Here is a 26,978-nt window from a genome sequence, read left to right on the forward strand (position 1 = left end):
AAAAGTCGGCCGCCGTAAAGGCGGAAAGGTGCCGAAATGTCGACATCGCCTACGAGTGAGCATAAAAAATTCAAAACAATGGCTTCCGAACCCGAACCCGAACCCGAACCCGAACCCTTACCCCCGAAACGCCCGAATAAAAACCCCCACCGCCTCCCGCACATGCGCCTCAGCCTCATCCCCCTCCAGCGCCGGCGAGCACCCCAGCAGCAACCGATAATCCGGCGCCCCCTTCACCAGGCAGAAGAAATGCTCCGCCGCCTGCCACGGGTTGTCGATCCGCAACAGCCCCCGCTGGTCGACACAACGCAGCAGCGCTTCCATCCCGCTCATCACCCGCTTGGGCCCCGCCGCGTAGAAGTACTGGCCAAACCCCGGGTCCTGGCTGCCCAAGGCAAAGATCAGGCGGCTCAGCTGGACGGCCTCGTCACTGCTGATCAACGCCTGGAAGCCTCGGGCAATGTTCAGCAGCACGTCTTCCACCGCCGCGCCTTCGGGGTATTCGAACATCAGGTCAGGCAACTGGTTCTGGCAGGTGGCCATGACCGCCGCGCCGAACAGGGTCTGCTTGTCGGTGAAATGGCTATACACGGTGAGTTTTGAAACACCTGCCGCCGCAGCGACCGCATCCATGCTGGTGTTGGCATAGCCAAGGCTGAGAAACAGGCGCTTGGCGGCTTCGAGGATGGCCTCGCGCTTGGCAAGGTCCTTGGGCCGGCCGGGGCCGATGGGTGCGTCGTTGGACATGAGGGACCGCATTCTCTGTGAAAGGGGCACATCTTACCGGGTCCAGGGGCGGTCGGCTGCAGCGTACGTCGCACCACTAAATATCGATTTTCTCTGAAGCGCCTGCTTCCCCGGCTCGATTCGCTGACTTAATATACTCGCCAGTATAAATATTCGATGCGCCCTCTGCCAAAGGTCATTCATCATGTTGCGTCGTGCGTTGTCCCTCGCCCTGCCGGCCGTTGCCGTGCTGCTGCTCACCGCCTGCGGCCAGGAGGCCGCGCCACCTGCCGCACCGCGCCCGGCGCTGGTGGTCCAACCCCAGCCGGCCGGCGCATCCGCCGACAGTTACCCGGGCGAGGTGCGGGCGCGCTTCGAGCCTGAACTGGCGTTCCGCATCGGAGGCAAGGTCAGCAAACGCCTGGTGGAGGAGGGGCAGCGGGTCAAGGCCGAGCAGCCGCTGGCCGAACTAGACCCGCAGGACGTGCGCCTGCAACTGGAGGCTAACCGCGCCCAGCTGGCCGCGGCCGAAGCCAACCTGGCGCTGGTGCGCGCCGAGCGCGACCGCTACCAGAAACTGCTGGATCGGCAGATGGTCAGCCATTCCCAGTTCGATAATGCCGAGAACCTTTACCGCGCTGGCATGGCCCGCCTGAAGCAGGCCAAGGCCGAGTACGAAGTGGCCGGTAACCAGGCTGAGTACGCCGTGTTGCGCGCGCCCCAGGCCGGCGTGATCGCCAAGCGTCAGGTCGAGGTGGGCCAGGTGGTGGCAGCGGGGCAGACGGTGTTCACGCTGGCCGCCGATGGTGAGCGCGAAGTGGTCATAGGCCTGCCGGAGCAACAGTTCGCCCGCTTTGCTGTCGGGCAGACAGTCAGCGTGGAACTGTGGTCGCACCCGAACCGGCTTTTCGAAGGCCGGATTCGCGAGCTTTCCCCTGCGGCGGACCCGCGTTCGCGCACATTTGCCGCGCGCATTGCCTTTATCTCCAACGCCACCCCTGCCGAGCTGGGCCAGAGCGCGCGGGTGTTCATCGATCATGCCGAACGTTCGCCGCTGGCAGTCCCGCTGTCGGCAGTGACCGCCGAGGCGGGGCAGGCCTATGTCTGGCGGGTTGGCAAGGACAACCGCCTGCAGCGCGCCGCTGTGCGTCTGGGTGCCTATGGCGCGGACAGCGTGCCGGTGCTCGAAGGCCTGGAGGCCGGCGACTGGGTGGTGGCTGCGGGCGGCCATGTGCTGCGCGAGGGGCAACAGGTGCGGCCTGTGGACCGCAGCAACCGTGAAGTGAACCTGGCGGCCAAGGAGTAAGTCCCGATGGGTTTCAACCTTTCCGCCTGGGCGCTGCGCAACCGCCAGATCGTACTGTTCCTGATGATCCTGTTGGCGGCCGTAGGCGCCATGTCCTACACCAAGCTGGGGCAGAGCGAGGATCCACCCTTCACCTTCAAGGCCATGGTCATCCGTACCCTGTGGCCAGGCGCGACCGCCGAGGAGGTGTCGCGCCAGGTCACCGAACGTATCGAGAAGAAACTGATGGAGACCGGCGAGTACGAGAAGATCGTCTCGTTCTCACGGCCCGGTGAGTCCCAGGTCACGTTCATGGCCCGTGACGCGATGCATTCCAAGGATATCCCCGAGCTGTGGTACCAGATCCGCAAGAAGGTCGCGGACATCAAGCACACCCTGCCCCCCGAAGCGCAGGGGCCATTCTTCAACGACGAGTTCGGCACCACCTTCGGCAATATCTACGCCCTGACCGGCGCCGGCTTCGACTACGCGGTGCTCAAGGACTACGCCGACCGTATCCAGATCCAGCTGCAGCGGGTCAAGGACGTGGGCAAGGTGGAGCTCATCGGCCTGCAGGACGAGAAGATCTGGATCGAACTGTCCAACGTCAAGCTGGCCACCCTCGGGGTGCCGCTCGCCGCCGTGCAGCAGGCGCTGCGCGAACAGAACGCGGTGAGTACCGCAGGTTTCTTCGAAACCTCGAGCGAGCGCCTGCAACTGAGGGTCAGCGGGCGCTTTGACAGCGTCGAGCAGATTCGCCAGTTCCCTATCCGCATTGGTGATCGCACCTTCCGCATCGGTGACGTCGCCGAGGTGCAGCGCGGTTTTAACGACCCACCCGCGCCGCGCATGCGCTTCATGGGCGAGGACGCCATCGGGCTGGCGGTGTCGATGAAGGACGGCGGCGACATCCTGGTGCTTGGCAAGGCCCTGGAAGGCGAGTTCGCCCGCCTGGCGCAGAGCCTGCCGGCAGGCATGGAACTGCGCAAGGTGTCCGACCAGCCGGCAGCGGTGAAGGCCGGGGTCGGTGAGTTCGTGCAGGTGCTGGTCGAGGCCCTGGCCATCGTCCTGCTGGTGAGCTTCTTCTCGCTGGGCCTGCGCACCGGCCTGGTGGTGGCGCTGGCGATCCCGCTGGTGCTGGCCATGACCTTTGCCGCCATGCACTACTTCGGCATTGGCCTGCACAAGATCTCGCTGGGGGCGCTGGTGCTGGCCCTGGGCCTGCTGGTCGACGATGCGATCATCGCGGTGGAGATGATGGCAATCAAGATGGAACAGGGCTACGACCGGCTCAAGGCTGCGAGCTACGCCTGGACCAGCACGGCGTTCCCGATGCTCACCGGTACCCTGATCACCGCAGCGGGCTTCCTGCCGATCGCCACGGCGGCTTCGAGTACTGGGGAATACACCCGTTCGATCTTCCAGGTGGTGACCATTGCCTTGCTCACGTCCTGGGTGGCGGCGGTGGTGTTCGTGCCCTACCTGGGCGAGCGCCTGCTGCCGGACCTGGCCAAGCTTCACGCCGCTCGCCACGGCGCCGACGGGCACGCCCCCGACCCCTATGCAACACCGTTCTACCAACGAGTCCGGCGCGTGGTCGAGTGGTGCGTGCGGCGACGCAAGACAGTGATCGTGCTGACCATCGCCGCGTTCGTCGGCAGCATCCTGTTGTTCCGCTTCGTGCCGCAGCAGTTCTTCCCGGCTTCCGGGCGGCCGGAGCTGATGGTCGATCTGAAGCTGACCGAAGGCGCTTCGCTGAACAACACCGCCGAGCGGGTCAAGCAATTGGAGGCGCTGCTCAAGCAGCAGGACGGTATCGCCAACTACGTCGCCTATGTCGGCACCGGTTCGCCGCGTTTCTACCTGCCGCTGGACCAGCAACTGCCTGCGGCGAGTTTTGCCCAGTTCGTGGTGCTGGCCAAGTCGCTGGAGGACCGTGAACGCCTGCGCAGCTGGCTGATCGGCACCCTGGACCAGCAGTTCCCCGACCTGCGCTCGCGGGTGACGCGCCTGGAAAACGGCCCGCCCGTAGGTTATCCGGTGCAGTTCCGGGTCACCGGCGAGCACATCGAGAAGGTCCGCGCCCTGGCCCGCGAGGTGGCGGCTAAGGTGCGCGAGAACCCGCATGTGGTCAACGTGCACCTGGACTGGGAAGAACCGAGCAAGGCGGTGTACCTGGATATCGACCAGGACCGTGCCCGGGCGCTGGGCGTGAGCACCGCGCACCTGTCGAGCTTCCTGCAGAGTTCACTGACCGGCAGCAACGTCAGCCAGTACCGCGAAGACAACGAGCTGATCGAGATTCTCCTGCGCGGTACGCCAGAGGAGCGCCGTGAGCTGGGCAACCTGGGCAGCCTGGCGGTGCCCACCGACAACGGCCAGAGCGTGGCCCTGTCGCAGGTGGCGACCCTTGAGTACGGCTTCGAGGAAGGCATCATCTGGCACCGCAACCGCCTGCCCACGGTCACCGTGCGCGCCGATATCTACGACAAGGAACAGCCGGCGACCTTGATCAAGCAGATCCAGCCGACGCTGGCGCAGATCAAGGACGAGCTGCCTGATGGCTACCTGCTTGAAGTGGGCGGCACGGTGGAAGACTCCGAGCGTGGCCAGCGTTCGGTGAACGCCGGCATGCCGCTGTTCATCGTGGTAGTGCTGAGCCTGCTGATGATCCAGCTGCGCAGTTTCTCGCGGATGTTCATGGTGTTCCTCACCGCGCCCCTGGGGCTGATTGGTGTGACTCTGTTCCTGCTGGTGTTCCGCCAGCCGTTCGGTTTCGTCGCCATGCTCGGGACCATCGCCCTGGCGGGCATGATCATGCGCAATTCGGTGATCCTGGTGGACCAGATCGAACAGGATATCGCCGCAGGGATGGAGCGTTGGCAGGCGATCATCGAGGCCACGGTGCGGCGCTTCCGGCCGATCGTGCTGACCGCGCTGGCGGCGGTGCTGGCGATGATTCCGTTGTCGAGGAGTGTGTTCTACGGGCCGATGGCGGTGGCGATCATGGGTGGGTTGATCGTCGCCACGGTGCTGACCCTGCTGTTCCTGCCGGCGCTGTATGCGGCGTGGTTCAGGGTCAAGAAAAACTGAGGAACGAGCGGGAGGGCTTTGCCCTCCTATCGCCGGCAAGCCGGCTCCCACACGAGTTGCGCAGTACCTGTGGAAGCTGGCTTGCCAGCGATAGGGCTGCACAGCAGCCCCACTGGTTTTCAGCTCGACATCACAGCGCGCCGAACACCTTCTTGGCCAGGCTGGTGGCCGCACCGGCCGGGTTCTGGCGAATGCTTTCTTCCTGCTTGCCGATCATCTCGAACAAGCCGTCCAGCGCCTTCTCGGTCACATAGTTCTCGATATTGGCGTCATCCTTGATCAGGCCAAGGCCCTTGGCCTGCCCGGCAAAGCTGTTGTACTGCTGGGCCAGGCCGACCTTGTCGGTGGCCTGCTTGACGATCGGCAGGAACTTGGCGCGGATCTGCTCACGGCTGCTCTTGTTCAGGTACTGGGTGGCCGAATCCTGGCCACCGCTGAGGATGCCCTTGGCATCGGTCACGGTCATCTTCTTCACCGCGTCCACCAGGATCGCCTGGGCTTGCGGCACGGCAGCCTCGGCGGCCTTGTTCATGCTGGTTTCCAGGGCATCGACCTGGTCGCCTTTGCCGAACATCTTCATGGCCTTGGCCGCTTTGCCGAGGTTGCCTGGCAGCTCGATACGCACGTCCGGGTTGTTGCTGAAACCACCGGGGGTGCTCAGTTGCTTGACGGCGATCTGCGCGCCTTGGGTGAGGGCGTCCTTCAGGCCGCCGGAGGCGTCGCTCTGGGACAGGTCGCCAAGCGACAGGGCCAGGGCGCTGGCCGACAACAGCAGGCCGGCGCACAGGGTGGTGAAGCGCAGGGAGGAGCGGATCATGGGGCTTTCCTTATGGGCAGAATGGAACAGGTTCAGCGTATCGTTCAGGCCGTGATCGGGCCAGTCAGGCAAGCGCGGCAGGTTCCGGTGTTTCATCGCGGTGCAAGGCCACCTGGCGGATCGACAGGCGCAGCTCCGCCGACAGCACGCGCTTGGCCACGCCTTCGGCCAGTTCGGCGAGCTTGTCGTGGTAGCCCAGCTTGCCGGTGCTGTCGGGTCGCAAGACCCCTTCGCGTACCAGCGTCTGGATGAAGTGGCGGAACAGAGTCTTGTCGAAGAACTCGGGCGCATTCAAGCCATGCAGGATCGACAGGCGCTGGGCCATCATCACGCACAGCTCCTCCAGTTCCTCGGCGCTCAGCGTGTGCTGGCCGCTGTTGAGCAGCAGCGAAGTGGCCATGTAGAAGCGCTGCAGGGTCTGGGTGATGGTGCGCGCCAGCAGCGTCAGCAGCACGAACTGCCGCGAGCTGGGCGAGGGGCGCATGTAGATGTCTTGCTCCTTGCGCAGCAGCCCCTGTTCGACCAGCGCCGCCAGCCACTGGTCGATCACCTCGTCCAGTTGCTCGGGCGTCCAGCGCAGGAACAGTTCGGCCTGCAGGTACGGATACAGCGCTCGCACGTACTGGCCCAGCAGTTCGCGGCTCATGCGCGAGCTGCTGAGGAAGAAGCTCGCCAGCAGCCCCGGCAGGGCGAAGATGTGCAGTACGTTGTTGCGGTAGTAGGTCATCAGTACCGCGTTGGCTTCGTCCAGGTAGAGGATGCGACCCAGCGCATCCTTCTGCTCGGCCAGCAGGTCCATGCCCAGTACGTGCTCGATAAGTGCCTTGCCGTCACCCTCGGGCAGGGTGGTGTGCGGCGAGTAGGGCACCTGGCGCAGCAGGGCCAGGTACAGGTCGAGCACGCGGGTCAGGGCTCGTTCGTCCAGGGCCAGGCGGCTGGTCGACAACAGGGCCAGCGCCACCAGGTTGACCGGGTTGATTGCCGCAGCCTCGTTGAGGTGGCGGGCAACCGTTTCGCCCAGGCGGGTGGTGGTTTCGTTGAGCCAGTCCGGGCGGAACTGCGGGCCCAGCGCCTGTTCGCGCCAGCCGGGTTGCTGCTGGTCGAGGAAGCTGTTCAGGCGGATCGGCTCGCCGAAGTTGACGTATACCTGGCCGAAGCGCTGCTTGAGCGCGCCGATGACCTTGAAGATGTCGAAGATCGATTCCTTCTTCTTGCTGGCGCCGCGCAGCTCGCCCAGGTAGGTGCGGCCTTCGAGCACCCGCTCGTAGCCGATGTACACCGGCACGAAGACGATCGGCGTGCGCGAGGAGCGCAGGAAGCTGCGCAGGGTGATTGCCAGCATGCCGGTGCGCGGCTGCAGCATGCGCCCGGTGCGCGAACGCCCGCCTTCGACGAAGTACTCCACCGGGAAGCCCTTGGTGAACAGGGTGTGCAGGTATTCGTTGAACACGGCGGTGTACAGCGGGTTGCCCTTGAACGTGCGGCGCATGAAGAACGCCCCGCCGCGGCGCAGCAGGCCGCCGATCACCGGCATGTTGAGGTTGATGCCGGCAGCGATGTGCGGCGGCGTCAGGCCGTTGCGGAACAGCAGGTAGGACAGCAGCAGGTAGTCGATGTGGCTGCGGTGGCAGGGCACGTAGATCACTTCGTGGCCGGGGGCGATGCCCTGCACCTGCTCGATGTGGTTTACCTTGATGCCGTCGTAGATCTTGTTCCAGAACCAGCTCAGCACCACTTCAAGGAAGCGGATCGCGGTGTAGGTATAGTCCGAGGCGATCTCATTGCCATAGTGCAGCGCCTTGGCCTCGGCCTTGGCGTAGGGGATTTTCTCGCGGTCGGCCTCGTCGCTGATCGCCTGGCGCACCAACGGGTCGTGCACCAGCCCTTTGACCAGGTTGCGACGGTGCGAGATGTCCGGCCCAATGACCGCAGTCTTCAGGTTGCGAAAATGCACGCGCATCATGCGTTGGGCCATGCGCACGGTGCGCTCGTGGCCCTTGTTGTGCTGCACCAGCTCGCGCAGGTGGATTGGCGCGGAGAACTGCACCCGGGTCTTGCGCCCGAGGATCAGCACGCTGAGCAGCCGGCGCAGGCGGCCGGTGACCGCCCAGCTGTCGGCGAACAGCAGTTTCCACGGGCTCGACTCGCTGGCCGGGGTCTGGCCCCAGAACACGCTGACCGGAATGATCTGCGCGTCTTCCTCGGCGTGCTGGCTGATCGCCGCGACCAGGCGTTCGAGGGTGGGCGGCGCGCCACGCTTGTCCTGGCGGCCGAGCCAGTCGGGGTCGGGGGTCAGGTAGAAGAACGCCGCGGGCTCCTGCAAGGGGCCGACGGCCACCGGCAGCACCGGGCGTGGCAGCCCTGCCTTGGTGCATTCGTGGTCAACCACGGCCAGGTCGGTCAGCGAAGGCGAGGAGAGGGCGTAGAACACCGGTCGGCTGCGGTCGAGCTTGAGTGTCAGCGAGGACTGGTTGATGGTTTCGGAGCGCACCCACAGGTAGAGAACGCGACGCAGGGCGCCGAAGATGAGGCGGCGCAGGGGAGAACGGGTCATGGGGTGGGCCCTGGGTGGAAGTTGCAGTGTCTTTTCAGCACGTTAGTCTGCCGTATCTGCGTAAGTTCAGCAAAATTCCGCCAAAAATGACCCTGTCATGAATTTTTTTTGTTCCCTGTCATATACTCGGCCTGCCGCTTGCAGGATATTCGCGCAAGCTGCGTCGGCACGGGCGGTGAGCCCATGCCAGCAAGGCGATCTTCAAAATAAAAATCCGGAGTAGTTCAGATGTCGTCTCGTGAGACTGGGAATGTGAAGTGGTTCAACGATGCCAAGGGTTATGGCTTCATTCAGCGCGAAGGTGGTGCGGACGTGTTCGTCCACTATCGGGCTATCCGCGGTGAGGGGCATCGCACCCTGGTCGAGGGACAGCAGGTGGAGTACGCACTCGTGCAGGGCCAGAAAGGCCTGCAGGCAGAGGATGTAGTCGGGCTCTGAGTCTTCCGGCTGCACGCTCAAGCTGCAAGTTGTCCGTGGAACTTGCAGCCTGATGCGAACGGCCTCAGCTGGTACGCCAGGTGATTTCCTCTTCACCGTCGGCGCTGATGCGGATCCAGCGATCGGCATCTTCTTCCCCGTCTTCTTCCGCCCAGCTACCTGGCGCGCAACGCACTTCGACGTTCAGCGCGGCGAATGCCGCACGCGCGCAGGCGATGTCGTCGACCCAGGGGGTCTGGTCACTTTCCAGGTACAGGCTGTTCCATTTCCCCACAGCCTTTGGCAACCAGGTAACCGGGATGTTACCGGCTGTGCACTTGAAGGTCTGGCCTTTCTGCTTCCATTCGCTGCACGGGCCCAGGGCCTGGGTCAGCCAGTCGGCGATCTGCTTGTGATCGACCTCGGCGTCCTTGAGGTAGATCTCGATATCGGGTTGACGCATGGGTGGCTCCAGTGTGCTCAGTCTTGGCGCACGAAATAGTCATAACGCATGGAAACGGTGACCACGAAAGGTTCGGGTTGGTCGATCACTTGTGCGCGCTTCTCGGCGCTGGCCCGCCAGCCGTGCGGGGTCATCGCCAGCAGATCGGCGCGGGCCTTGGCCTCGACCAGGCTCAGGCGGAACTCGAGGACCTCGCTGTGGGCGTGGGTCATGCCTTCAGGGACCAGGGCAAGGTGCTTGTCGTCGGCGTAGGGACGCACTTCATCGTAGAGCACCTCGCGCAGCTCCATCAGGTGACCGCTGGTCGGGCCGACCCGCATCAGCCCGCCGCCCGGGGCGAGCAGGCGCCTGGCCTCCTGCCAGTCGAGCGGGCTGAACACGCTGGCGATGAAGCCACAGCTGGCATCGGCCATGGGAACGCGGGCCATGCTGGCCACCATCCAGGTCACTCCAGGGGCTCGGCGGCAGGCGCGCTTCACCGCTTCGCGGGAGATGTCCAGGGCGTAGCCGTCGGCCGCAGGCAGCGCCTGGGCAATCTGCGCGGTGTAGTAGCCTTCGCCGCAGCCGATGTCCAGCCAGGCCTGCGGCTGGCGCTCGGCAGCCAGTTGCGCCAGGCGACTCGCCACCGGGGCGTAGTGCCCGGCGTCGAGGAAGTCACGACGGGCTTCGACCATGGCCTGGTTGTCACCCGGGTCGCGGCTGTTCTTGTGTTGCACCGGCAGCAGGTTCAGGTAGCCCTGGCGGGCGCGGTCGAAGCGGTGGCCGGCGGGGCAGGCCACGCCGTTGTCGAGCTGCGCCAGGGGCGCCTGGCAGAGAGGGCAGGCGAGCATCAGGCGAGCAACCGTACCAGGGTCTGATAGTAGATCTCGGTCAGCAGGTCGAGGTCGCTGGCCAGGATACGCTCGTCCACCTGGTGGATGGTGGCGTTGACCGGGCCGAGCTCGACCACCTGGGTACCCATGGTGGCGATGAAACGGCCATCGGAGGTACCGCCGCTGGTGGATGGGCGGGTCTCGCGACCAGTGACGGCCTTGATGCTCGACGACACCGCATCGAGCAGTTCGCCCGGCTCGGTGAGGAACGGCAGGCCCGACAGCGCCCAATCGATGCTCCATTCCAGCTGGTGCTTGTCGAGGATCGCCGCGACGCGTTGCTGCAGGCCCTCGACCGTCGATTCGGTGGAGAAACGGAAGTTGAACAGCGCGGTCAGCTCGCCCGGTACCACGTTGGTGGCGCCAGTGCCGGAGTTGAGGTTGGAAATCTGGAAGCTGGTCGGCGGGAAGAACGCATTGCCTTCGTCCCAGTGCTCGGCCGCAAGTTCCGCCAGGGCCGGCGCGGCCAGGTGGATAGGGTTGCGCGCCAAGTGCGGGTAGGCCACGTGGCCCTGCTTGCCGCGCACGGTCAGCTTGGCGCCGAGCGAGCCGCGACGGCCATTCTTGACCACGTCACCGAGCAGGGTGGTGCTGGACGGCTCGCCGACGATGCACCAGTCCAGGCGCTCGTTGCGCGCCTTCAGACGCTCGACCACGGCCTTGGTGCCATGGTGGGCCGGGCCTTCCTCGTCGCTGGTGATCAGGAACGCGACCTTGCCGCGGTGGTTCGGGTAGTCGTGCACGAAGCGTTCGCTGGCCACCACCATCGACGCCAGGCTGCCCTTCATGTCGGCGGCGCCACGGCCGCAGAGCATGCCGTCGGCATCGATCAGCGCTTCGAACGGCTCATGCTGCCATTGCTGCACCGGGCCGGTGGGCACCACGTCGGTGTGGCCGGCGAAGCACAGCACAGGTCCGTCCTGGGAGCCATGGCTGGCCCAGAAGTTATCTACGTCTTCGATGCGCATCGGCTCGAGCTGGAAGCCGACGGCGCCCAGGCGGTTCATCATCTGGGTCTGGCAGTCGGCATCGACCGGGGTGACCGACGGGCGGCGGATCAGGTCGCAGGCCAGTTGCAGGGTAGGCGAAAGCTCGGCAGGGGCCGTCATTGCAAGACTCCGGGGGCAAGGCAGGGCAGGAAACTGGGCGTTATCTTATATCAAATGATGTTTGCGGACACGATGTGCTTGGCGGGAGCGGCGTACCGCCGCTCCCACGCCGCATCAAACGACTTGTGCTTCGCTGACCTTGTCCGCCGGCTTGGGCAGCGACGACAGCAGCGCCATCACCAACGCCGCCAGGTATGGCAACGACTGCACCAGCAGCATCGCCACCCAGAAGCGCATGTCCGAACTCGGCAGCCCCTGAACCAGATAGATCCCTAGCGCCGCGCCCCACAGCATCAGCATGATGAACAGCTCTTCGCGGGCCTCGGCAATCGCCACCAGCAGCCCATGGCTATCAGCATTCTTTGGCGTGCGGAAGAACGGCATGCTGCTGGTGAAGAAACCGTACAGCACCGCCTTGGCGATGGTATGCGACAGCGCCAGCCCTGCCAGGGCGGCGGCGAAGGCGTCCTTCAGGTCGACACCCACCGCGCGGCGATAGAGGAACAGGATCTTGCCGACCTTGAAGAAGAACAGCGCCAGCGGCGGGATGGCGAACATCATCAGCGGCGGATCGACCCGATGCGGCACGATGATCATCGCCGCCGACCACAGCAGCGCGCCGACGGTGAAGAAGATGTTCATGCCATCGGCGATCCATGGCAGCCAGCCGGCCAGGAAGTGGTAGCGCTGGCCGCGGGTCAGCTCGCTGCCCTTGCCGCGCAGCAGGGCGCCGGCGTGGTGCTTGATGATCTGGATGGCGCCGTAGGCCCAGCGGAAGCGCTGCTTCTTGAAGTCGATGAAGGTGTCGGGCATCAGGCCCTTGCCGTAGCTGTTGTGGGCGTAGGCCGCCGACAGGCCTTTTTCGAACACTCGCAAGCCCAGTTCGGCGTCTTCGCAGATGCACCATTCGGCCCAGCCGAGCTCCTCGAGCACGCTGCGCCTGGTCATGGTCATGGTGCCGTGCTGGATGATCGCGTCACGGTCGTTGCGGGTGACCATACCGATATGGAAGAAGCCCTTGTACTCGCTGTAGCACAGCTTCTTGAAGGCGCTCTCGTGCTGGTCGCGGTAGTCCTGCGGCGACTGCACCACGGCGATCTTCGGGTCGGAGAAGTGCGGCACCATGTGTTTTAGCCAATTACGGTCGACGCAGTAGTCCGAGTCGATCACCGCGATCACCTCGGCGTCCTTGGCGGTGTGCGGGATCAGGTAGTTCAGCGCCCCGCCCTTGAAGCCGGCCAGGGGCGCGACGTGGAAGAACTTGAAGCGCGTGCCGAGCTTCTCGCAGTGGGCCTTGAGCGGCTCCCACACGGCCGGGTCCTTGGTGTTGTTGTCGATCACCAGCACTTCGTAATCCGGGTAGTCCAGCGCGGCGAGGGCGTCTAGGGTCTGCTTGACCATCTCCGGCGGCTCGTTGTAGCACGGCACATGCACCGAGACTTTGGGGCGATAGGCGCTGTCGCCCTGCACGGGCAGGAATTCGCGTCGGCGTTTGTGGATCCACACCGCCTCGGCCAGTTCGTGGGCCTCGGTCAGCAGCACGATGAAAACGCCGAGGGCACCGAGCGCCAGCAGCACGCCCACGGTGAGGCTGAACCAGGTGCTGTACTGCTGGCTGTAGTCGTAGGCGATCCATACCAGCACCGACCCGCACAGGAAGGTGATGAAGGTGAGGAAGGTACGCCCGCGCTGGCGCAGGGCCGAGCCGTCGATCAGCAGGACGGCCAGGGCGATCATCGCCAGCACCACCGAGGCCACGGCCAAGGCGCGCCATTGCGGGATCGCCACGATCGGCCCCTCGAAGTTGAACTTCTGCTGGCGCTCGGCGTTGTACACACCCCAGTAGGCGCCAACCGAACCTTCGTCGCTGGCCTTCCACGGCTGGTCGTAGGCCTCGATGACGAAGTAGTTGTAGCCACGGCGGTTGAGGGTGTTGACCAGGGTACGCAGGTAGATGGCTTGGTCGGCCTGGGTGGCGTCGGCGCCGCCGCGCATACGGCCATTGCTGGGCCAGCCAACCTCCGAGAGCAGCAGAGGCTTGCGTGGGAACTGCTTGCGCAGCTCGCGGGCACGGTCGAGGACGAACTGCACCGAGTCCTTCATGGGCACGAACTCCCAGTAGGGCAGGATGTGCGCGGCGATCAGGTCGACGTGCCTGGCCAGTTCCGGATGTTCCTTCCAGATGTGCCACTGCTCGCTGGTGGTCACCGGCACCTTCACCGCGGCGCGCACCCGGTCGAGGTATCCGATCAACTGTTCGGCGGTGACTTCCTCGCGAAACAACGCTTCGTTGCCGACCACCACCCGCACCACGCTGCGCGAGGTATTGGCCAGGCCGATAGCCTTTTCGATCTCGCGCTCGTTGCGCGCCTGGTCGTTGCTGATCCAGATGCCCAGGGTCACGCGCAGGCCGAGCTCTTCGGCCAGGCGCGGTACCTCGGCCTGGGTGCCTTCAACGGTGTAGATGCGCACGTTGTCGGTCAGCTTGTTCAGTTGCTCGAGGTCCTGGCGGATCTCGTCCTCACTGGGGTACTGGCCTTTCTGCGGGCTTTGCCCCAGGCGGAAGGGCGAATAGGAAAACCCGGAGATCTGTTCCGGCCAGGCGGGGGCGGAAACCGGGCGGTTGATCAAGGCCCAGAACCCGGTGAACAGCGCGGCGATCGCCAGGACCACCACCAGGTTGAGACCGAATTTACGTGATGACATAGGTGTTCGAGGTTCCGAAGAGGGGAGCGAGGGTCGCTGTCGCAGGCCGTGGGTCCTACAAGTGCCGGAGAAGGTAATCTGTTGGATTATCGACAAGGAATGTAGTTCTGAGGCCGCTCGCTTGTCGTCCAGATATATTTGCTTGATAGGACATTAAAGCAGGCTCGGTAGGTTTTGTTCCAACCCCGGGCCGCTCTGCCACGCCCTTGCGGCGTGTTCACGCGCTGTGCTCCCCCTGGAGCGCATGCCTTGGCATATAATGCGCGCCGGTTTTTTCGAGGTACCCACATGAGCACAGAAGATCCACGCTTCGCCGGCGTCGCCCGGCTCTACGGCGACGACGGCCTGCAACGCCTGCGCCAGGCCCATGTGGCCATCGTCGGTATCGGCGGGGTCGGCTCGTGGGCAGCCGAGGCCCTGGCGCGCAGTGGCGTGGGCGAGATCAGCCTGTTCGACCTCGACGATGTCTGCGTGAGCAACACCAACCGCCAGGCCCACGCCCTCGAAGGGCAGGTGGGCCGCCTCAAGGTCGAGGTGATGGCCGAGCGTCTGCGGGCGATCAACCCGGCTTGCACGGTGCACGCGGTGGCCGATTTCGTCACCCGCGAGACCATGGCCGAGTACATCACCGAGCAGATGGACTGCGTGATCGACTGCATCGACAGCGTGATGGCCAAGGCCGCGCTGATCGCCTGGTGTCGCCGGCGCAAGATCGCCATCGTCACCACCGGTGGCGCCGGCGGGCAGATCGACCCGAGCCAGATCCAGATCGGCGACCTTAACAAGACCTTCAACGACCCGCTGGCTTCACGGGTGCGCTCGACCTTGCGCCGTGACTACAACTTCTCGCGCAACACCAGCCGCAACTATGGCGTGCCGTGCGTGTTCTCCAGCGAACAGCTGCGCTACCCCAAGGGAGACGGCAGTGTGTGCCTGCAGAAGAGCTTTGTCGGTGAAGGCGTACGCCTGGACTGCGCAGGTGGTTTCGGCGCGGTGATGATGGTGACCGCGACCTTCGGCATGGTGGCGGCGAGCAAGGCCGTTGAGAAGCTTGTGGCCGGGGCGCGGCGCCCTTCGGAGCGGGTCAAGGCTGATTAAGCTATCGTGGGGCAGTGATTCAGGCCTGGGTGGCGAGTTCGGCCATCCTCAGTAGCACCGCATGCAGCCCATTGCTGCGCGACGGTGACAACTGCCGCTCCAGCCCCAATTGGGTAAACCAGGCGCTCAGGTCGATCGCTTCCAACTGATCGCTGGCCAAGCCTTGTACCCGCACAAGAAGAAGTGCCAGCAACCCCCGCAGCATCCGCGCATCGCTGCCTGCCTTGAACCGCCACTGGCCGTCGTCCTGCATAGCCACCAGCCATACCAGGCTCTCGCAGCCATGCACCCGGTTGGCTTCGGTCTTGTCGCTGTCACCCAGCGGTTCCAGGCGGTCGCCCCACTGCATCAGCAACCGCGCCCGTTGTTCCCAGCCACGCGCCTGTTCGAAAGCTTCCAGCGCTTGGCTGGCCTCTGGCGAAAGGTTCATCGCAACAGCTCCAGGCCTTTGTCGAGCGCCGCGAAGAAGCGCTGCAGGTCGTCACTGTCGGAGTACAGCCCCAGCGAAACGCGGATCGCGCCATCGAGCCCCAGGTGCCTGAGCAGTGGCATGGCGCAATGGTGCCCGGCGCGCACGGCGATGCCCTGTTCGGTCAGCAGGTGGGCGATATCGGCGTTGTGCACGCCATCGATGACGAAACTGGCCAAAGCCGCCTCGGGTGAGCCGAGCAGGCGAACCCCCTCGCGATCGGCCAGGCCCCGTACCAGATACTGGTGCAGGCTGCTTTCATGCGCGGCCACGGCATTGGCGTCGAGGCTGGCCAGGTAGTCCAGGGTGGCCCCCAGGCCGATAACCCCGGCAATCGGCGGGGTGCCGGCTTCGAAACCCAGTGGCGCGGGGCGGAAGCTGGCGTTCTGGTAGTCCGCCATCTGCACCATTTCTCCGCCGTATTGCCAGTGATGCAGCAACGCCAGCGCATCCTGGCGGCCGTAAAGTACGCCCACTCCGTCCGGACCATAGAGTTTGTGGCTGGAGAACACATAGAAGTCGCACGCCAGTTGCTGCACGTCATGCCGGCCATGAACCACGCCTTGGGCGCCATCGACAACGCTCAGCGCGCCCTGGGCGCGGGCATGTGCCAGCAAAGGCGCCAGCGGTTGCCAGGTACCCAGCACGTTGGACAGTTGGCTGATCGCCAGCAGGCGAGTGCGCGGGCCGATCAGTTGCAGGGCCTGCTCCAGGTCGACATGCCCCTGGTCAGTGACCGGGAGGACCACCAGTCGCAGGTTGCGGCGGTGCGCCAGTTGTTGCCAGGGCAGCAGGTTGGCGTGGTGCTCCAGGCCGCTGACGGCGATTTCGTCGCCTGCCTCGAAGCGATGTTCCAGGCCATAGGCCAGCAGGTTCAATGCAGAGGTAGCGCCGTGGGTGAAGACGATCTGGCGCGCATCGGCTGCATTGAGCCAGGCGGCGACCTTGTCCCGTGTGCCCTCGAAGGCCTGTGTCGCCAAGGCGCCGGGCAGGTGCTGGGCGCGGTGCACATTGGCTGCACCATGCCCGTAGTAATGGCTCAGGGCATCAAGCAAGGCCTGGGGTTTCTGCGCGGTGGCGGCGCTGTCCAGATAGGTCTGGTGCTGCCGTTGCAGGGCGGCGATGGCCGGGAAGTCGGTACGCCAGGGGGAGGGCTGGAACATGTTCGCGGGGCCTGGAATGAAAAATCGGGTCTGCCCGTAGGAGCAGACCCGATCTTATCACCTCAAACCCAGGCAGAGCCTCAGTTGTGAGCGTGCAATGCCTCGTTCAGCTCGATGGCCGACTTGTGGGTCTTGCACTCCACGGCGCCATTGAGCGAGTTGCGGCGGAACAGCAAGTCGGTCTGGCCGGCCAGATCGCGTGCCTTGACCACCTTGACCAGCTGGTTGTTCTCGTCCAGCAGGTTCACCTTGGTACCGGCGGTGATGTACAGGCCGGCTTCGACGGTGTTGCGGTCGCCCAGCGGGATGCCGATACCGGCGTTGGCGCCGATCAGGCAGCCTTCGCCGACCTTGATGACGATGTTGCCACCGCCGGACAGGGTGCCCATGGTCGAGCAGCCGCCGCCCAGGTCCGAGCCCTTGCCGACGAACACGCCGGCGGAGACGCGGCCTTCGATCATGCCCGGGCCTTCGGTGCCGGCGTTAAAGTTGACGAAGCCTTCGTGCATGATGGTGGTGCCTTCGCCGATGTAGGCGCCCAGGCGCACACGGGCGGTGTCGGCGATGCGCACGCCGGCGGGCACCACGTAGTCGGTCATCTTCGGGAACTTGTCTACCGAGAATACTTCCAGCAGTTCACCTTTCAGGCGCGCTTCCAGTTGCCGCTCGGCCAGCTCGGCCAGGTCGACCGCGCCCTGGTTGGTCCAGGCGACGTTGGGCAGCAGCGGGAAGATGCCGGCCAGCGACACACCGTGCGGCTTGACCAGGCGGTGCGACAGCAGGTGCAGCTTGAGGTAGGCCTCGGGGGTGGAGGCCAGGGCGCCGTCTTCGGCCAGCAGGGTGGCGACCAGCGGCTTGTGGCTTTCGGCCAGGCGGGTCAGCAGGGCGGCCTGGGCGGCGTCGACGCCCTTGAGCGCGTCGGCCAGCTGGGCGGCCTGGGCGGTGCTGAAGGCGATGGCCTGGTTGCCACCTTCATAACCGAGAACCGGCGCGATGGCCGCGACCAGTTCGGCGGACGGATTGAGCACAGGCTGTGCGTAGAAGACTTCCAGCCAGGCGCCCTGGCGGTTCTGGGTGCCGACACCGAAGGCCAGGCTGAACAGCGATTGAGACATGCGATTACCTCATGCGAAAAGGGATGGAGCGTAATGCGTGATCAGGCCAGCGCCGCCGCGTACAGGTCGGGCTTGAAGCCGACCAGCGTGCGCTCGCCGAGGTCGAGCACCGGGCGCTTGATCATCGACGGTTGGGCGACCATCAGTTCGACGGCCTTGGCCTGGTCGAGGTCGGCCTTGCTGGCGTCGTCGAGCTTGCGGAAGGTGGTCCCGGCACGGTTCAGCACGACTTCCCAGCCATGCTCGTCGCACCAGCGGTTCAGGCTGTCGCGGTCGATGCCCTGGGTCTTGTAGTCGTGGAAGTCGTAGCCAATGGCCTTTTCTTCAAGCCAGGTACGGGCTTTTTTCATGGTGTCGCAGGCTTTGATGCCGTAGAGAGTGTAAGCCATTGAAATGCCTGGGGCTGCCGGCTGGGGGCTGGCGTCCCCGATACTCCTTGAAGATTGGGTGGGAGCGATTATGCGGTATCGATGGGGTTGGCGCCACGGCTGCGGGCCCGAAGGTACGGGGGGATGTATGTCACATCGTCTCAAGTAGCATTGTGTTACATATTCGCCGGTGGGTTGCGACTAACGTGCAGCGGTCCACAATAGAAGGTCCTCGCTAACATATTGTTTCAATGGCGATGTTTCGCTGTCGTTTCTCCGATCACACAGGAAGCTTGCCCATGCAGTCAGCCTATACCGTTCTTATCCTGCTGATGCTGGTGAGCGTGTCGAAACTGGTGGGGCGGGTGTTGCCGCTGCCGCTGCCGCTGGTGCAGATCTGTGCCGGTGCCTTGCTGGCCTGGCCAACCCTGGGCCTGCACGTGGCGCTGGACCCGGAGTTGTTCCTGTTCCTGTTCCTGCCGCCGTTGCTGTTCGCCGATGGCTGGCGTATGCCCAAGCGCGAGCTGTGGCGTATCCGCGGGCCGGTGGTGGCTCTGGCCGTGGGGCTGGTGCTGTTCACCGTGGTCGGCGCCGGGTACTTCATCCACTGGCTGCTGCCGAGCATTCCCCTGCCGGTGGCCTTTGCCCTGGCGGCGGTGCTGTCGCCCACCGATGCGGTGGCGGTCTCGGCCATCACCCAGGACCGCCTGCCCACGCCCCTGATGCACATGCTCCAGGGCGAGGCATTGATGAACGACGCCTCGGGCCTGGTAACCTTCAAGTTCGCCCTGGCCGCCGCCATCACCGGCGTGTTCTCGCTGACCGAGGCCAGCCTGACCTTCGTGCTCGTCGCCCTTGGCGGCCTGGCGGTGGGCGTGGCGCTGAGCTGGCTGGTGGGGCGCCTGCGCATGTGGATGATCACCCGCGGTTGGGACGATCCGGCCACCCACGTGGTGTTCATGCTGCTGCTGCCGTTCGCCGCCTACGTGCTGGCCGAGCGCCTGGGCGTGTCGGGCATCCTCTCGGCGGTGGCCGCGGGCATGATGCAGAGCTGGCTCGACCTGCTGCCGCGTCAGACCAGCACCCGCCTGCTCAATCGCAGTGTCTGGTCGTTGCTGGAGTTCGCTTTCAACGGCCTGATCTTCCTGCTGCTCGGCCTGCAGTTGCCGGACATCATCAAGGCGGTGGTCACCGACGAGGCGACGGTGTGGCCGACCCTGGCCTGGCGCTGCCTGGACGTGGTGGCGATCTTCGCCGCGCTGGTGCTGCTGCGTTTTGTCTGGGTGCAGAGCATCTGGCGGGCGATCGGCGTGGTGCGGCGCTGGCGCGGCAAGCCGGCGCTGGTGCTGATGCCGACCGCGCGCTCCTGCTGGCTGCTGACCTTTGGCGGCGTGCGCGGGGCGGTGACCCTGGCGGGCGTGATGTCGGTGCCGTTGCTGATGGGGGCGGGCAAAGCCTTCCCCGAGCGCGACCTGCTGATCTTCATTGCCGCCGGGGTGATCCTGCTGTCGCTGGTCAGCGCGGTGATTGCCCTGCCGATCCTGCTGCGTGGCGTGACCAAGAGCCCTGACGAACGCTTGCACCAGGAGGTGCAGGAGGCCTGGCGGCGCACCGCCGAAGCGGCTATCCATGCCCTGGAAGCCGAGGAGGTGATCGATGCCAATGCGCCCCAGGACGCCGCCCAGGCCACCCTGGCCACCGAGCTGAAAGCGCGGCTGATGGCCGAATACCGGGATGAACTGGACAGCTACAACGACACCGCCGAGGCCCGTGCGCTGGCCGAGCAGATGGACCAGTTGGAGCGCCGCCTGAGGCTCCGTGCGCTGCGGGCGCAGCGCTTGGAGCTATATGAGTTGCATCGCCAGCACCGGGTGGGCGATGAAGTGGTGCGCCAGGTGCTGGGCGAGTTGGACATGAGTGAGGCGAACCTGGGGCAGGTTCGTTAGCAGCGCAACTGACAGGGGTGGGGATAGACCAGGCGCATGAAGCGTTTGTCTTTTTCACTGATTACCTGGTTTCGCCTTGCCTTCCAGTTACCGACTGTGTGCGTCTGCCTGACCTGATAATGCATGATTGACTGCCTGTCGTAGGGCAGCAGCAATCGGGTGCCATCGTCAGGCACCGGAAGAAACTGGGTGGCGAGCTCGTCCTCGATCGCATCGTCGAGCGCCTCCTGGTCGTCCACTTCCTTGGCGAGGATTTCTCTCAACAGCGGACGCAGTGCCGCGAGGTCCCAGGGAATGTTGGCGTGGGGATGCTGATGCTCGTGATCCATGCCCAGCGCATGGCCGAACTCATGCAGGACGATTGCTTCGAAGCGCGGGTCTGAGAGCTTGGCGCCAATGGCCATGCTCTCGTCCGCCTCATTCAGCGACTGGTTGCCCAGGACGCTGTAGTTGATGTCTTCGGCGACATCGGTACGAATGCGGATTTCGGCCTGGCTGTCACCATCGTTGACAAGCTTGAAATGCAGGTTGGCGTACCTGAGCCAATGGCACGCAGTGGCGACGATCGCCTGCTTGTGCCAGGGGCAGGTACCGTTCAGGAACGAGATCCTGAGTGTCTGGCCGGCAGACCAGAATACCGAGGTTACGCCTATCGAGCGCTTACGGCGTGTGTGCTGCGCATGGGCTGAGTACAGCTTCTTGCGCAGGCGATAGGTGGATGAGGCAAGGAGGGAATCGACCATTTGTTGTCACCGTCTGGTTGGAGAGGGTGGCAAGTATCTGGGATGCGGGCAGGCCATGAGCTGTGCATATTGCTGGGGCGACGCCCCTCCGAAGAGGGGCGTTATGACATTAACGGCTCAGGAATGCGCGAATACGCTCTGCGGCTTCGATGCACTCGGCCAGCGGAGCAACCAGCGCCATGCGCACGCGGCCGGCGCCTGGGTTTATGCCGTTCACCTCGCGGGACAGGTACGACCCCGGCACCACAGTGACATGCTCTGCCTCGAACAAGTCGCGGGTGAATTCTGCGTCGCTGCCCGGTACCTTGGCCCACAGGTAGAAGCTGCCATCCGGGCGCTGTACATCCATTACCGGCTGCAGGATGTCGAGCACCGCGTCGTACTTGGCGCGGTACTGGTCGCGGTTCTCGCGCACGTGGGCCTCGTCCTGCCAGGCGGCGATGCTGCCCAGCTGGGTTTGCACCGGCATTGCGCAACCGTGGTAGGTCCGGTACAGCAGGAATGGTTTGATGATCTCGGCGTCGCCAGCCACGAAGCCCGAACGCAGGCCGGGCAGGTTGGAGCGCTTGGACAGGCTGTGGAACACCACGCAGCGCTTGAAGTCACTGCGACCAAGCGCAGCGCATGCGCTCAGCAGGCCCGGTGGCGGCGCGTCCTCGTCGAAGTACAGCTCGCTGTAGCACTCGTCGGCGGCGATCACGAAGTCGTGCTTGTCGGCGAGGGCGATCAGCTTCTTCAGGGTATCCATCGGCACCAGGGCGCCGGTGGGGTTGCCCGGGGAGCACAGGAACAGGACCTGGCAGCGTTCCCAGGTCTCGTCCGGCACGGCGTCAAAGTCGGGGTTGAAGCCGTTGCTTTCCAGGCATGGCAGGTAGTGCGGGGTGGCGCCCGCCAGCAGGGCCGCACCTTCGTAGATTTGGTAGAACGGGTTGGGGCTGACCACCAGGCCGTCGTCGTCGCGGTTGACCACGGCCTGGGTGAAGGCGAACAGTGCTTCGCGGGTGCCATTGACCGGCAGGATATGACGGTCGGCGTCCAGCCAGCCCGTTGGCACGCCGAAGCGCCGTTCGCACCACTGGCCGATGGCCTGGCGCAGGGCCGGGAGGCCGATGGTGCTGGGGTAGACCGCCAGCTTGTCGAGGTTGTCGGCCATGGCCCTGGCGACGAACGCCGGCGATTCATGTTTCGGCTCACCGATCGACAAGGCGATGGCGCGCTTGTCGGCTGCCGGTTTCACGGTGCCCAGCAGGGCGCGCAGTTTCTCGAACGGGTAGGGCTGGAGCTGGGTCAGGGCGTGGTTCATCGGCGCAAGGTCTCGTTAGCGTCAAAAGGTCATGCGGGTAGGGCTGGCGTCGCTGGCCTGGCCGGCCTGCAACTGCTGGACGATGGCTTCCTGCAGGCGGCTGCACAGCTGCGGGTCGGACAGCGGCTGGTTGTCGGCGTCGGTGATGAAGAACACGTCTTCCACGCGCTCGCCGAGAGTGGCGATCTTGGCGTTTTGCAGTGAGATGTCGAACTCGAGGAAGATCCGCCCGATCCTGGCCAGCAGGCCGGGGCGGTCGGGCGCGGTGATCTCGAGGATGGTCACCGGGCGCTGGGCGTCGTTGAGGATGGTCACCTGCGGCGGGAAATCGAAGTGCTTGAGCTGGCGTGGCACCCGGCGCTGGATGATCGCCGGGTAGTCCTCGGGATTGCGCAGCGCCTCGGTCAGGCCGTCGCGGATCTGCCTGACCCGCTGTGGATTGTCACCGATCGAGCCGCCGTCGTTGTCGAGCACGATATAGGTGTCGAGGGTGAACTGGCTGCTCGAGGTGATGATCCGGGCATCGTGGATGTTCAGGTTGAGCTGGGCCATGGCGGCCACGGTCACGGCGAAGAAATCGTGCTGGTCGGGGGCGTAGATGAAGATCTGCGTGCCGCCCTCGAATTCGCGCTGGGTGGTCTCCTTGATCAGCACCAGCGGGCCGCCATCGGCCGGTTGCTGGAGGATCGCATCACTGTGCCAGGCCACATCGGCGGCAGTGTGCTTGAGAAAGTAGTCGTCGCCCAGTTGCGACCAGAGCTGCTCGACGTCATCCGGGTCGGTGCCCTCGCGCACCAGGATGTCCAGCGCCGCGCTTTGCGTCTGGCGGATCTGCTCTTCGCGGTCCAGCGGGTTTTCCAGGCCACGGCGCAGGGCGCGCTTGGTTTCGGTATAGAGCTGGCGCAGCAGGCTCGCTCGCCAGGAGTTCCACAGGCTGGGGTTGGTGGCATTGATGTCGGCCACGGTCAGCACGTAGAGGTAATCCAGGCGCGTCTCGTCACCGACATGCAGCGCGAAATCGTTGATCACTTGTGGGTCGGAGAGGTCCTTGCGCTGGGCGGTGGTGGACATTACCAGGTGGTTCAGCACCAGCCAGACAATCAGGCGGCTGTCCCAGGCCGGCAACTGGTGGCGCTGGCAGAACGCTTGCGCGTCGACGGCGCCCAGTTCGGAGTGGTCACCCTGGCGACCCTTGCCTATGTCATGGTAAAGCCCTGCCAGGTAAATCAGCTCGGGCTTGGGCAGGCGGCCCATGAGCTTGCTGGCCAGCGGGAATTTCTCCGAGACGGGCGTGTATTGCAGTTTGCGCAGGTGCTTGATCAGGTTGAGGGTGTGGGCATCGACCGTGTAGATGTGGAACAGGTCGTGCTGCATCTGCCCGACGATCAGGCCGAACTCTGGCAGGTAGCGGCCGAGGATGCCGTAGCGGTTCATTCGCCGCAGGTTGCGATGGATGCCGATCTCGCACTTGAACAGCTCGATGAACAGGCTGGTGTTGCGGATATCGTGGCGGAACTTGTCGTCGATCAGGTGGCGATGTTCGCGCAGCAAGCGCACGGTGTCGGCGCGCACGCCCTTGATTTCGGGGTGCTGGGCCATCAGTACGAAGATTTCCAGCATGGCGAACGGGGTGCGCCGGAAAACGTTCGGGTTGACCGCTTCTATATAGCCATCGTGCAGGCGAAACCGCGCATTGACCGGCTGCGTGGCGCCGCTGTCATCGGCCAGGATCACCTCTTCAAAATGCTGGATGATCAGGTCGCACAGCTGGCTGATGCTCATCACCACCCGGTAGTACTGCTGCATGAATTGTTCGATGGCGCGCTTGGGGTTCTCGTCGGTGTAGCCCAGCAGCGCGGCGATGCTGCGCTGGTGGTCGAACAGCAGGCGGTCTTCGGCGCGCCCGGCCAGCATGTGCAGGGCGTAACGCACACGCCAGAGGAAGGCCTGGGACGAGGCCAGCAGCTCGTTTTCGCTCTCCAGCAGGAAGTCTTCACCGGCCAGCGCGTGCAGGTTCAGCGTGCCGTACTGGCGCCTGGCTACCCAGAGCACGGTCTGGATGTCGCGCAGGCCGCCCGGGCCGCCCTTTACGTTGGGTTCGAGGTTGTACTCGGTATCGTTGTACTTGTGATGGCGGGCCTTGAGTTCGGCACGTTTGGCCAGGAAGAACTCCTTGCTGGGCCACATGTGCGCGGTGCTGGTGGCGTCGAGCATGCGCTGGCGCAGGGGCTCGGGGCCGGCGATGGTGCGGCTTTCCATCAGGTTGGTGATGACCGTGAGGTCGGCCCGGGCCTGCTCGGCGCACTCGTCGACGGTGCGCACGCTCTGGCCGACCTCCAGGCCAATGTCCCAGAGCAGGGTGAGGAAGCGCTCGATGGCATCGCGGTACTGCTCGTGCTCGGCGGCGTCGAGCAGGATCAGCAGGTCGATGTCCGAATACGGATGCAGCTCGCCACGGCCGTAGCCGCCAACCGCCACCAGGGCGATGCCGTCTGGCGTGCCCCAGCTGAACTGGTGCCAGGCCTGTTGCAGGATGTTGTCGACGAACCAGGCGCGGTCCTCGATCAGCCGACGGATCTCGCGGCCTTCGCGAAAACGCTTGTCGAGCACCTCGCTGGCCATGCGGATGGCCTTCTTGAAAGCGGCGATGGGGCTTGCCTTGAGGGCCAGTTCCGCCTGGAACTGGCCGCGGTCGAACAGTTCGGGATCCACCTGGGGCATCGAGTCGCGTTCCTGTGGTTCAGTATCAGGCCGAGGTGCGCGGGATGGTGTCGTCCTTGCGCAGGGTGAAGATCTCGTAGCCCGTGGCGGTCACCACCAGGGTGTGTTCCCACTGGGCCGAGAGCTTGCGGTCCTTGGTGATGGCGGTCCAGCCGTCGCCCAGCACCTTGGTGTCGGCCTTGCCCTGGTTGATCATCGGCTCGATGGTGAAGGTCATGCCTTCCTTGAGCTCCATGCCGGTGCCGGCGCGGCCGTAGTGGACGATCTGTGGCTCTTCGTGGAACACCTTGCCGATGCCGTGGCCGCAGAACTCGCGGACCACCGAGAAACCGTTCTTTTCGGCGTGCTTCTGGATCACCTCGCCGATGTCGCCCAGGCGGCAGCCGGGCTTGACCAGTTCGATGGCCTTGTACAGGCACTCCTGGGTGACCTTGGAAAGGCGTTCGGCCCACGGCGCGACGGTGCCGACATGGAACATCCGGCTGGTGTCACCGTGGTAGCCGTCCTTGATCACGGTCACATCGATGTTGATGGTGTCGCCATCCTTGAGTGCCTTGTCATTGGGGATGCCATGGCAGACCACGTGGTTGATCGAGGTGCAGATCGACTTGGGGAAGCCTTTGTAGTTCAGTGGCGCCGGGATGGCCTTCTGCTCGTTGACGATGTAGTCGTGGCAGAGGCGGTCGAGCTCCTCGGTGGTGATACCGGGCTTGACGTGTGGCTCGATCATTTCCAGCACTTCGGCGGCCAGGCGGCCGGCGATGCGCATCTTCTCGATGTCTTCTGCGGTCTTGATGGTGACGGTCATTACAGGCTCTCTACGGCGCCGCGGGCGGCGCGAACAAACGGGAAAGGCCGGATTCTACCAGAGCGCGGCGTCGATCTGTCGGGATAGTCCAGCAGATCCGGTGGTCTATTGAGGGCATTCTGGCCCCAAAAGGCGGGGGCTGCAAAAGCCGCTGACGGACGAAGCATCATCCGGGTTCCGTTCGCTCGCCGGCTGTGGTATAAAATGCGCCGCTTTCGGGGGATGTCCTCCGTCAGCTCAAACCCACACACGTGTCGACACGATGGCCTGGGTGCCCGGTTTCCCTGGAAACACGGGTTGGTCATTGGGATACGTGGAGGCCCAACCCGACTTATCAAGGAACTATCATGTCCCAAGTCAACATGCGCGATATGCTGAAGGCCGGTGTGCACTTCGGCCACCAGACCCGTTACTGGAACCCGAAAATGGGCAAGTACATTTTCGGCGCGCGCAACAAGATCCACATCATCAACCTGGAAAAAACCCTGCCGATGTTCAACGAGGCTCTGTCCTTCGTAGAGCGCCTGGCCCAGGGCAAGAACAAGATCATGTTCGTCGGCACCAAGCGTTCCGCCGGCAAGATCGTCGCCGAGCAAGCTGCTCGTTGCGGTTCGCCATACGTTGATCACCGTTGGTTGGGCGGCATGCTGACCAACTACAAGACCATCCGCGCTTCGATCAAGCGTCTGCGTGACCTGGAAACCCAGGCCGAAGATGGTACTTTCACCAAGCTGACCAAGAAAGAAGCCCTGATGCGTTCGCGCGATCTGGAGAAACTGGACCGCAGCCTGGGTGGTATCAAGGACATGGGCGGCCTGCCTGATGCCCTGTTCGTGATCGACGTCGACCACGAGCGCATTGCCATCACCGAAGCCAACAAGCTGGGCATTCCGGTTATCGGCGTTGTCGATACCAACAGCAGCCCTGAAGGTGTTGACTACATCATCCCAGGTAACGATGACGCCATCCGCGCTATCGAGCTGTACATGACTTCGATGGCCGACGCCGTCATCCGCGGCCGCAACAACGTTGCCGGCGGCACTGAAGTCTATGTTGAAGAAGCGGCTGCACCTGCTGCCGAGTAATTGACGCTTAGCGTCTACTTGGCACGCAAAAAGGGGGCTTTGCCCCCTTTTTGCCACCTTGAAATCCTGCTGTCAGCGAAGGCCCCGCATCATGGGCCGGCTGAGGTAAAAACAGCG

21 protein-coding genes are annotated in these 26,978 nt (G+C 64.4%); 6 read left to right on the forward strand and 15 right to left on the reverse strand.

Annotation, left to right across the window (positions count from 1 at the left end):
- Positions 1–117 precede the first annotated feature (117 nt).
- Complete coding sequence (locus ACQ4OD_RS07375; protein ID WP_139669163.1) at positions 118–759, reverse strand: TetR/AcrR family transcriptional regulator; 642 nt, start codon at positions 757–759, stop codon at positions 118–120.
- Between the two features lie 172 nt (positions 760–931).
- Here ACQ4OD_RS07375 and ACQ4OD_RS07380 point away from each other — a divergent pair, with 172 nt between their 5' ends.
- Entirely contained in the window at positions 932–2,032 is a 1,101-nt protein-coding gene (locus ACQ4OD_RS07380) for an efflux RND transporter periplasmic adaptor subunit (protein ID WP_198755165.1), read from the forward strand.
- A 6-nt stretch (positions 2,033–2,038) separates the two neighbouring features.
- Positions 2,039–5,104, forward strand: a complete 3,066-nt coding sequence (locus tag ACQ4OD_RS07385) for an efflux RND transporter permease subunit (RefSeq protein WP_258599995.1) — start codon at positions 2,039–2,041, stop codon at positions 5,102–5,104.
- A gap of 130 nt (positions 5,105–5,234) precedes the next feature.
- Here ACQ4OD_RS07385 and ACQ4OD_RS07390 read toward each other — a convergent pair whose 3' ends face one another.
- A complete protein-coding gene (locus ACQ4OD_RS07390) occupies positions 5,235–5,921 on the reverse strand; it encodes a DUF4197 domain-containing protein (RefSeq protein ID WP_023631317.1) in 687 nt (228 codons plus the stop codon).
- A gap of 64 nt (positions 5,922–5,985) precedes the next feature.
- Entirely contained in the window at positions 5,986–8,475 is a 2,490-nt protein-coding gene (gene plsB, locus ACQ4OD_RS07395) for a glycerol-3-phosphate 1-O-acyltransferase PlsB (protein WP_430944106.1), read from the reverse strand.
- Between the two features lie 228 nt (positions 8,476–8,703).
- On the opposite strand from plsB, the gene ACQ4OD_RS07400 reads away from it, so the two are divergent.
- Positions 8,704–8,913 carry a cold-shock protein gene (locus ACQ4OD_RS07400; RefSeq protein WP_011535295.1) on the forward strand — a complete coding sequence of 70 codons (210 nt, stop codon included), beginning with the start codon at positions 8,704–8,706 and terminating at the stop codon, positions 8,911–8,913.
- 64 nt (positions 8,914–8,977) lie between these two features.
- On the opposite strand, the gene ACQ4OD_RS07405 is transcribed toward ACQ4OD_RS07400, so the two are convergent.
- From ACQ4OD_RS07405 to ACQ4OD_RS07420, 4 genes are all read right to left on the reverse strand, one after another.
- Entirely contained in the window at positions 8,978–9,355 is a 378-nt protein-coding gene (locus tag ACQ4OD_RS07405; RefSeq protein ID WP_102684040.1) for a hypothetical protein, read from the reverse strand.
- Between the two features lie 17 nt (positions 9,356–9,372).
- A complete protein-coding gene (locus ACQ4OD_RS07410; RefSeq protein ID WP_139669171.1) occupies positions 9,373–10,185 on the reverse strand; it encodes a putative RNA methyltransferase in 813 nt (270 codons plus the stop codon).
- Positions 10,185–11,336: a succinyl-diaminopimelate desuccinylase gene (gene dapE, locus ACQ4OD_RS07415; protein WP_139669173.1), complete on the reverse strand. Its 1,152-nt coding sequence runs from the start codon at positions 11,334–11,336 to the stop codon at positions 10,185–10,187. The genes ACQ4OD_RS07410 and dapE overlap by 1 nt, the downstream gene beginning before the upstream one ends.
- Before the next feature lie 114 nt (positions 11,337–11,450).
- Positions 11,451–14,042 (reverse strand): glycosyltransferase, encoded by a 2,592-nt coding sequence (locus tag ACQ4OD_RS07420; protein ID WP_430944107.1) that lies wholly within the window; start codon positions 14,040–14,042, stop codon positions 11,451–11,453.
- A 288-nt stretch (positions 14,043–14,330) separates the two neighbouring features.
- Between ACQ4OD_RS07420 and tcdA the strand changes: the two genes are divergently transcribed.
- Entirely contained in the window at positions 14,331–15,140 is an 810-nt protein-coding gene (gene tcdA / locus ACQ4OD_RS07425; RefSeq protein WP_198755162.1) for a tRNA cyclic N6-threonylcarbamoyladenosine(37) synthase TcdA, read from the forward strand.
- A gap of 19 nt (positions 15,141–15,159) precedes the next feature.
- Here tcdA and ACQ4OD_RS07430 read toward each other — a convergent pair whose 3' ends face one another.
- The 4 genes from ACQ4OD_RS07430 to ACQ4OD_RS07445 form a co-directional block, all read right to left on the reverse strand.
- Positions 15,160–15,570 (reverse strand): SufE family protein, encoded by a 411-nt coding sequence (locus ACQ4OD_RS07430; protein ID WP_198755161.1) that lies wholly within the window; start codon positions 15,568–15,570, stop codon positions 15,160–15,162.
- Positions 15,567–16,772 (reverse strand): cysteine desulfurase, encoded by a 1,206-nt coding sequence (locus tag ACQ4OD_RS07435; RefSeq protein ID WP_430944108.1) that lies wholly within the window; start codon positions 16,770–16,772, stop codon positions 15,567–15,569. Before ACQ4OD_RS07435 ends, ACQ4OD_RS07430 begins: the two co-directional genes overlap by 4 nt.
- A gap of 80 nt (positions 16,773–16,852) precedes the next feature.
- Entirely contained in the window at positions 16,853–17,887 is a 1,035-nt protein-coding gene (gene dapD, locus ACQ4OD_RS07440) for a 2,3,4,5-tetrahydropyridine-2,6-dicarboxylate N-succinyltransferase (protein ID WP_046854388.1), read from the reverse strand.
- A gap of 41 nt (positions 17,888–17,928) precedes the next feature.
- Complete coding sequence (locus ACQ4OD_RS07445) at positions 17,929–18,276, reverse strand: ArsC family reductase (RefSeq protein WP_046854389.1); 348 nt, start codon at positions 18,274–18,276, stop codon at positions 17,929–17,931.
- Between the two features lie 278 nt (positions 18,277–18,554).
- Between ACQ4OD_RS07445 and ACQ4OD_RS07450 the strand changes: the two genes are divergently transcribed.
- Positions 18,555–20,201, forward strand: coding sequence for a Na+/H+ antiporter (locus ACQ4OD_RS07450; protein WP_430944109.1), 1,647 nt, complete (start codon positions 18,555–18,557; stop codon positions 20,199–20,201).
- Here ACQ4OD_RS07450 and ACQ4OD_RS07455 read toward each other — a convergent pair.
- The 4 genes from ACQ4OD_RS07455 to map form a co-directional block, all read right to left on the reverse strand.
- Complete coding sequence (locus ACQ4OD_RS07455) at positions 20,198–20,944, reverse strand: M12 family metallopeptidase (RefSeq protein ID WP_430944110.1); 747 nt, start codon at positions 20,942–20,944, stop codon at positions 20,198–20,200. The two genes, ACQ4OD_RS07450 and ACQ4OD_RS07455, sit on opposite strands and share 4 nt — an antisense overlap.
- Before the next feature lie 109 nt (positions 20,945–21,053).
- Positions 21,054–22,247 carry a succinyldiaminopimelate transaminase gene (gene dapC, locus ACQ4OD_RS07460; RefSeq protein ID WP_430944111.1) on the reverse strand — a complete coding sequence of 398 codons (1,194 nt, stop codon included), beginning with the start codon at positions 22,245–22,247 and terminating at the stop codon, positions 21,054–21,056.
- Positions 22,248–22,268: 21 nt separating this feature from the next.
- A complete protein-coding gene (locus tag ACQ4OD_RS07465; RefSeq protein WP_139669194.1) occupies positions 22,269–24,968 on the reverse strand; it encodes a [protein-PII] uridylyltransferase in 2,700 nt (899 codons plus the stop codon).
- A gap of 25 nt (positions 24,969–24,993) precedes the next feature.
- Entirely contained in the window at positions 24,994–25,776 is a 783-nt protein-coding gene (gene map, locus ACQ4OD_RS07470; RefSeq protein WP_094011637.1) for a type I methionyl aminopeptidase, read from the reverse strand.
- Between the two features lie 347 nt (positions 25,777–26,123).
- Between map and rpsB the strand changes: the two genes are divergently transcribed.
- Complete coding sequence (rpsB, locus tag ACQ4OD_RS07475; protein ID WP_023629884.1) at positions 26,124–26,861, forward strand: 30S ribosomal protein S2; 738 nt, start codon at positions 26,124–26,126, stop codon at positions 26,859–26,861.
- The last annotated feature ends 117 nt before the right edge of the window (positions 26,862–26,978 follow it).

The sequence above is a fragment of the Pseudomonas sp. WC1 genome, assembly GCF_050586565.1.
In the GTDB taxonomy this organism is placed as follows: domain Bacteria; phylum Pseudomonadota; class Gammaproteobacteria; order Pseudomonadales; family Pseudomonadaceae; genus Aquipseudomonas.

Bases quoted from the DNA above. Each gene is read 5' to 3' on its own strand.
- rpsB (WP_023629884.1), top strand. From the start codon at position 26,124: ATGTCCCAAGTCAACATGCGCGATATGCTGAAGGCCGGTGTGCACTTC.
- ACQ4OD_RS07455 (WP_430944110.1), bottom strand. From the start codon at position 20,944: ATGGTCGATTCCCTCCTTGCCTCATCCACCTATCGCCTGCGCAAGAAG.
- ACQ4OD_RS07430 (WP_198755161.1), bottom strand. From the start codon at position 15,570: ATGAACCTTTCGCCAGAGGCCAGCCAAGCGCTGGAAGCTTTCGAACAG.
- ACQ4OD_RS07465 (WP_139669194.1), bottom strand. From the start codon at position 24,968: ATGCCCCAGGTGGATCCCGAACTGTTCGACCGCGGCCAGTTCCAGGCG.
- ACQ4OD_RS07380 (WP_198755165.1), top strand. From the start codon at position 932: ATGTTGCGTCGTGCGTTGTCCCTCGCCCTGCCGGCCGTTGCCGTGCTG.
- ACQ4OD_RS07385 (WP_258599995.1), top strand. From the start codon at position 2,039: ATGGGTTTCAACCTTTCCGCCTGGGCGCTGCGCAACCGCCAGATCGTA.
- ACQ4OD_RS07405 (WP_102684040.1), bottom strand. From the start codon at position 9,355: ATGCGTCAACCCGATATCGAGATCTACCTCAAGGACGCCGAGGTCGAT.
- ACQ4OD_RS07410 (WP_139669171.1), bottom strand. From the start codon at position 10,185: ATGCTCGCCTGCCCTCTCTGCCAGGCGCCCCTGGCGCAGCTCGACAAC.
- dapD (WP_046854388.1), bottom strand. From the start codon at position 17,887: ATGTCTCAATCGCTGTTCAGCCTGGCCTTCGGTGTCGGCACCCAGAAC.
- ACQ4OD_RS07435 (WP_430944108.1), bottom strand. From the start codon at position 16,772: ATGTTCCAGCCCTCCCCCTGGCGTACCGACTTCCCGGCCATCGCCGCC.
- dapE (WP_139669173.1), bottom strand. From the start codon at position 11,336: ATGACGGCCCCTGCCGAGCTTTCGCCTACCCTGCAACTGGCCTGCGAC.
- dapC (WP_430944111.1), bottom strand. From the start codon at position 22,247: ATGAACCACGCCCTGACCCAGCTCCAGCCCTACCCGTTCGAGAAACTG.
- ACQ4OD_RS07375 (WP_139669163.1), bottom strand. From the start codon at position 759: ATGCGGTCCCTCATGTCCAACGACGCACCCATCGGCCCCGGCCGGCCC.
- map (WP_094011637.1), bottom strand. From the start codon at position 25,776: ATGACCGTCACCATCAAGACCGCAGAAGACATCGAGAAGATGCGCATC.
- plsB (WP_430944106.1), bottom strand. From the start codon at position 8,475: ATGACCCGTTCTCCCCTGCGCCGCCTCATCTTCGGCGCCCTGCGTCGC.
- tcdA (WP_198755162.1), top strand. From the start codon at position 14,331: ATGAGCACAGAAGATCCACGCTTCGCCGGCGTCGCCCGGCTCTACGGC.
- ACQ4OD_RS07420 (WP_430944107.1), bottom strand. From the start codon at position 14,042: ATGTCATCACGTAAATTCGGTCTCAACCTGGTGGTGGTCCTGGCGATC.
- ACQ4OD_RS07450 (WP_430944109.1), top strand. From the start codon at position 18,555: ATGCAGTCAGCCTATACCGTTCTTATCCTGCTGATGCTGGTGAGCGTG.
- ACQ4OD_RS07390 (WP_023631317.1), bottom strand. From the start codon at position 5,921: ATGATCCGCTCCTCCCTGCGCTTCACCACCCTGTGCGCCGGCCTGCTG.
- ACQ4OD_RS07400 (WP_011535295.1), top strand. From the start codon at position 8,704: ATGTCGTCTCGTGAGACTGGGAATGTGAAGTGGTTCAACGATGCCAAG.
- ACQ4OD_RS07445 (WP_046854389.1), bottom strand. From the start codon at position 18,276: ATGGCTTACACTCTCTACGGCATCAAAGCCTGCGACACCATGAAAAAA.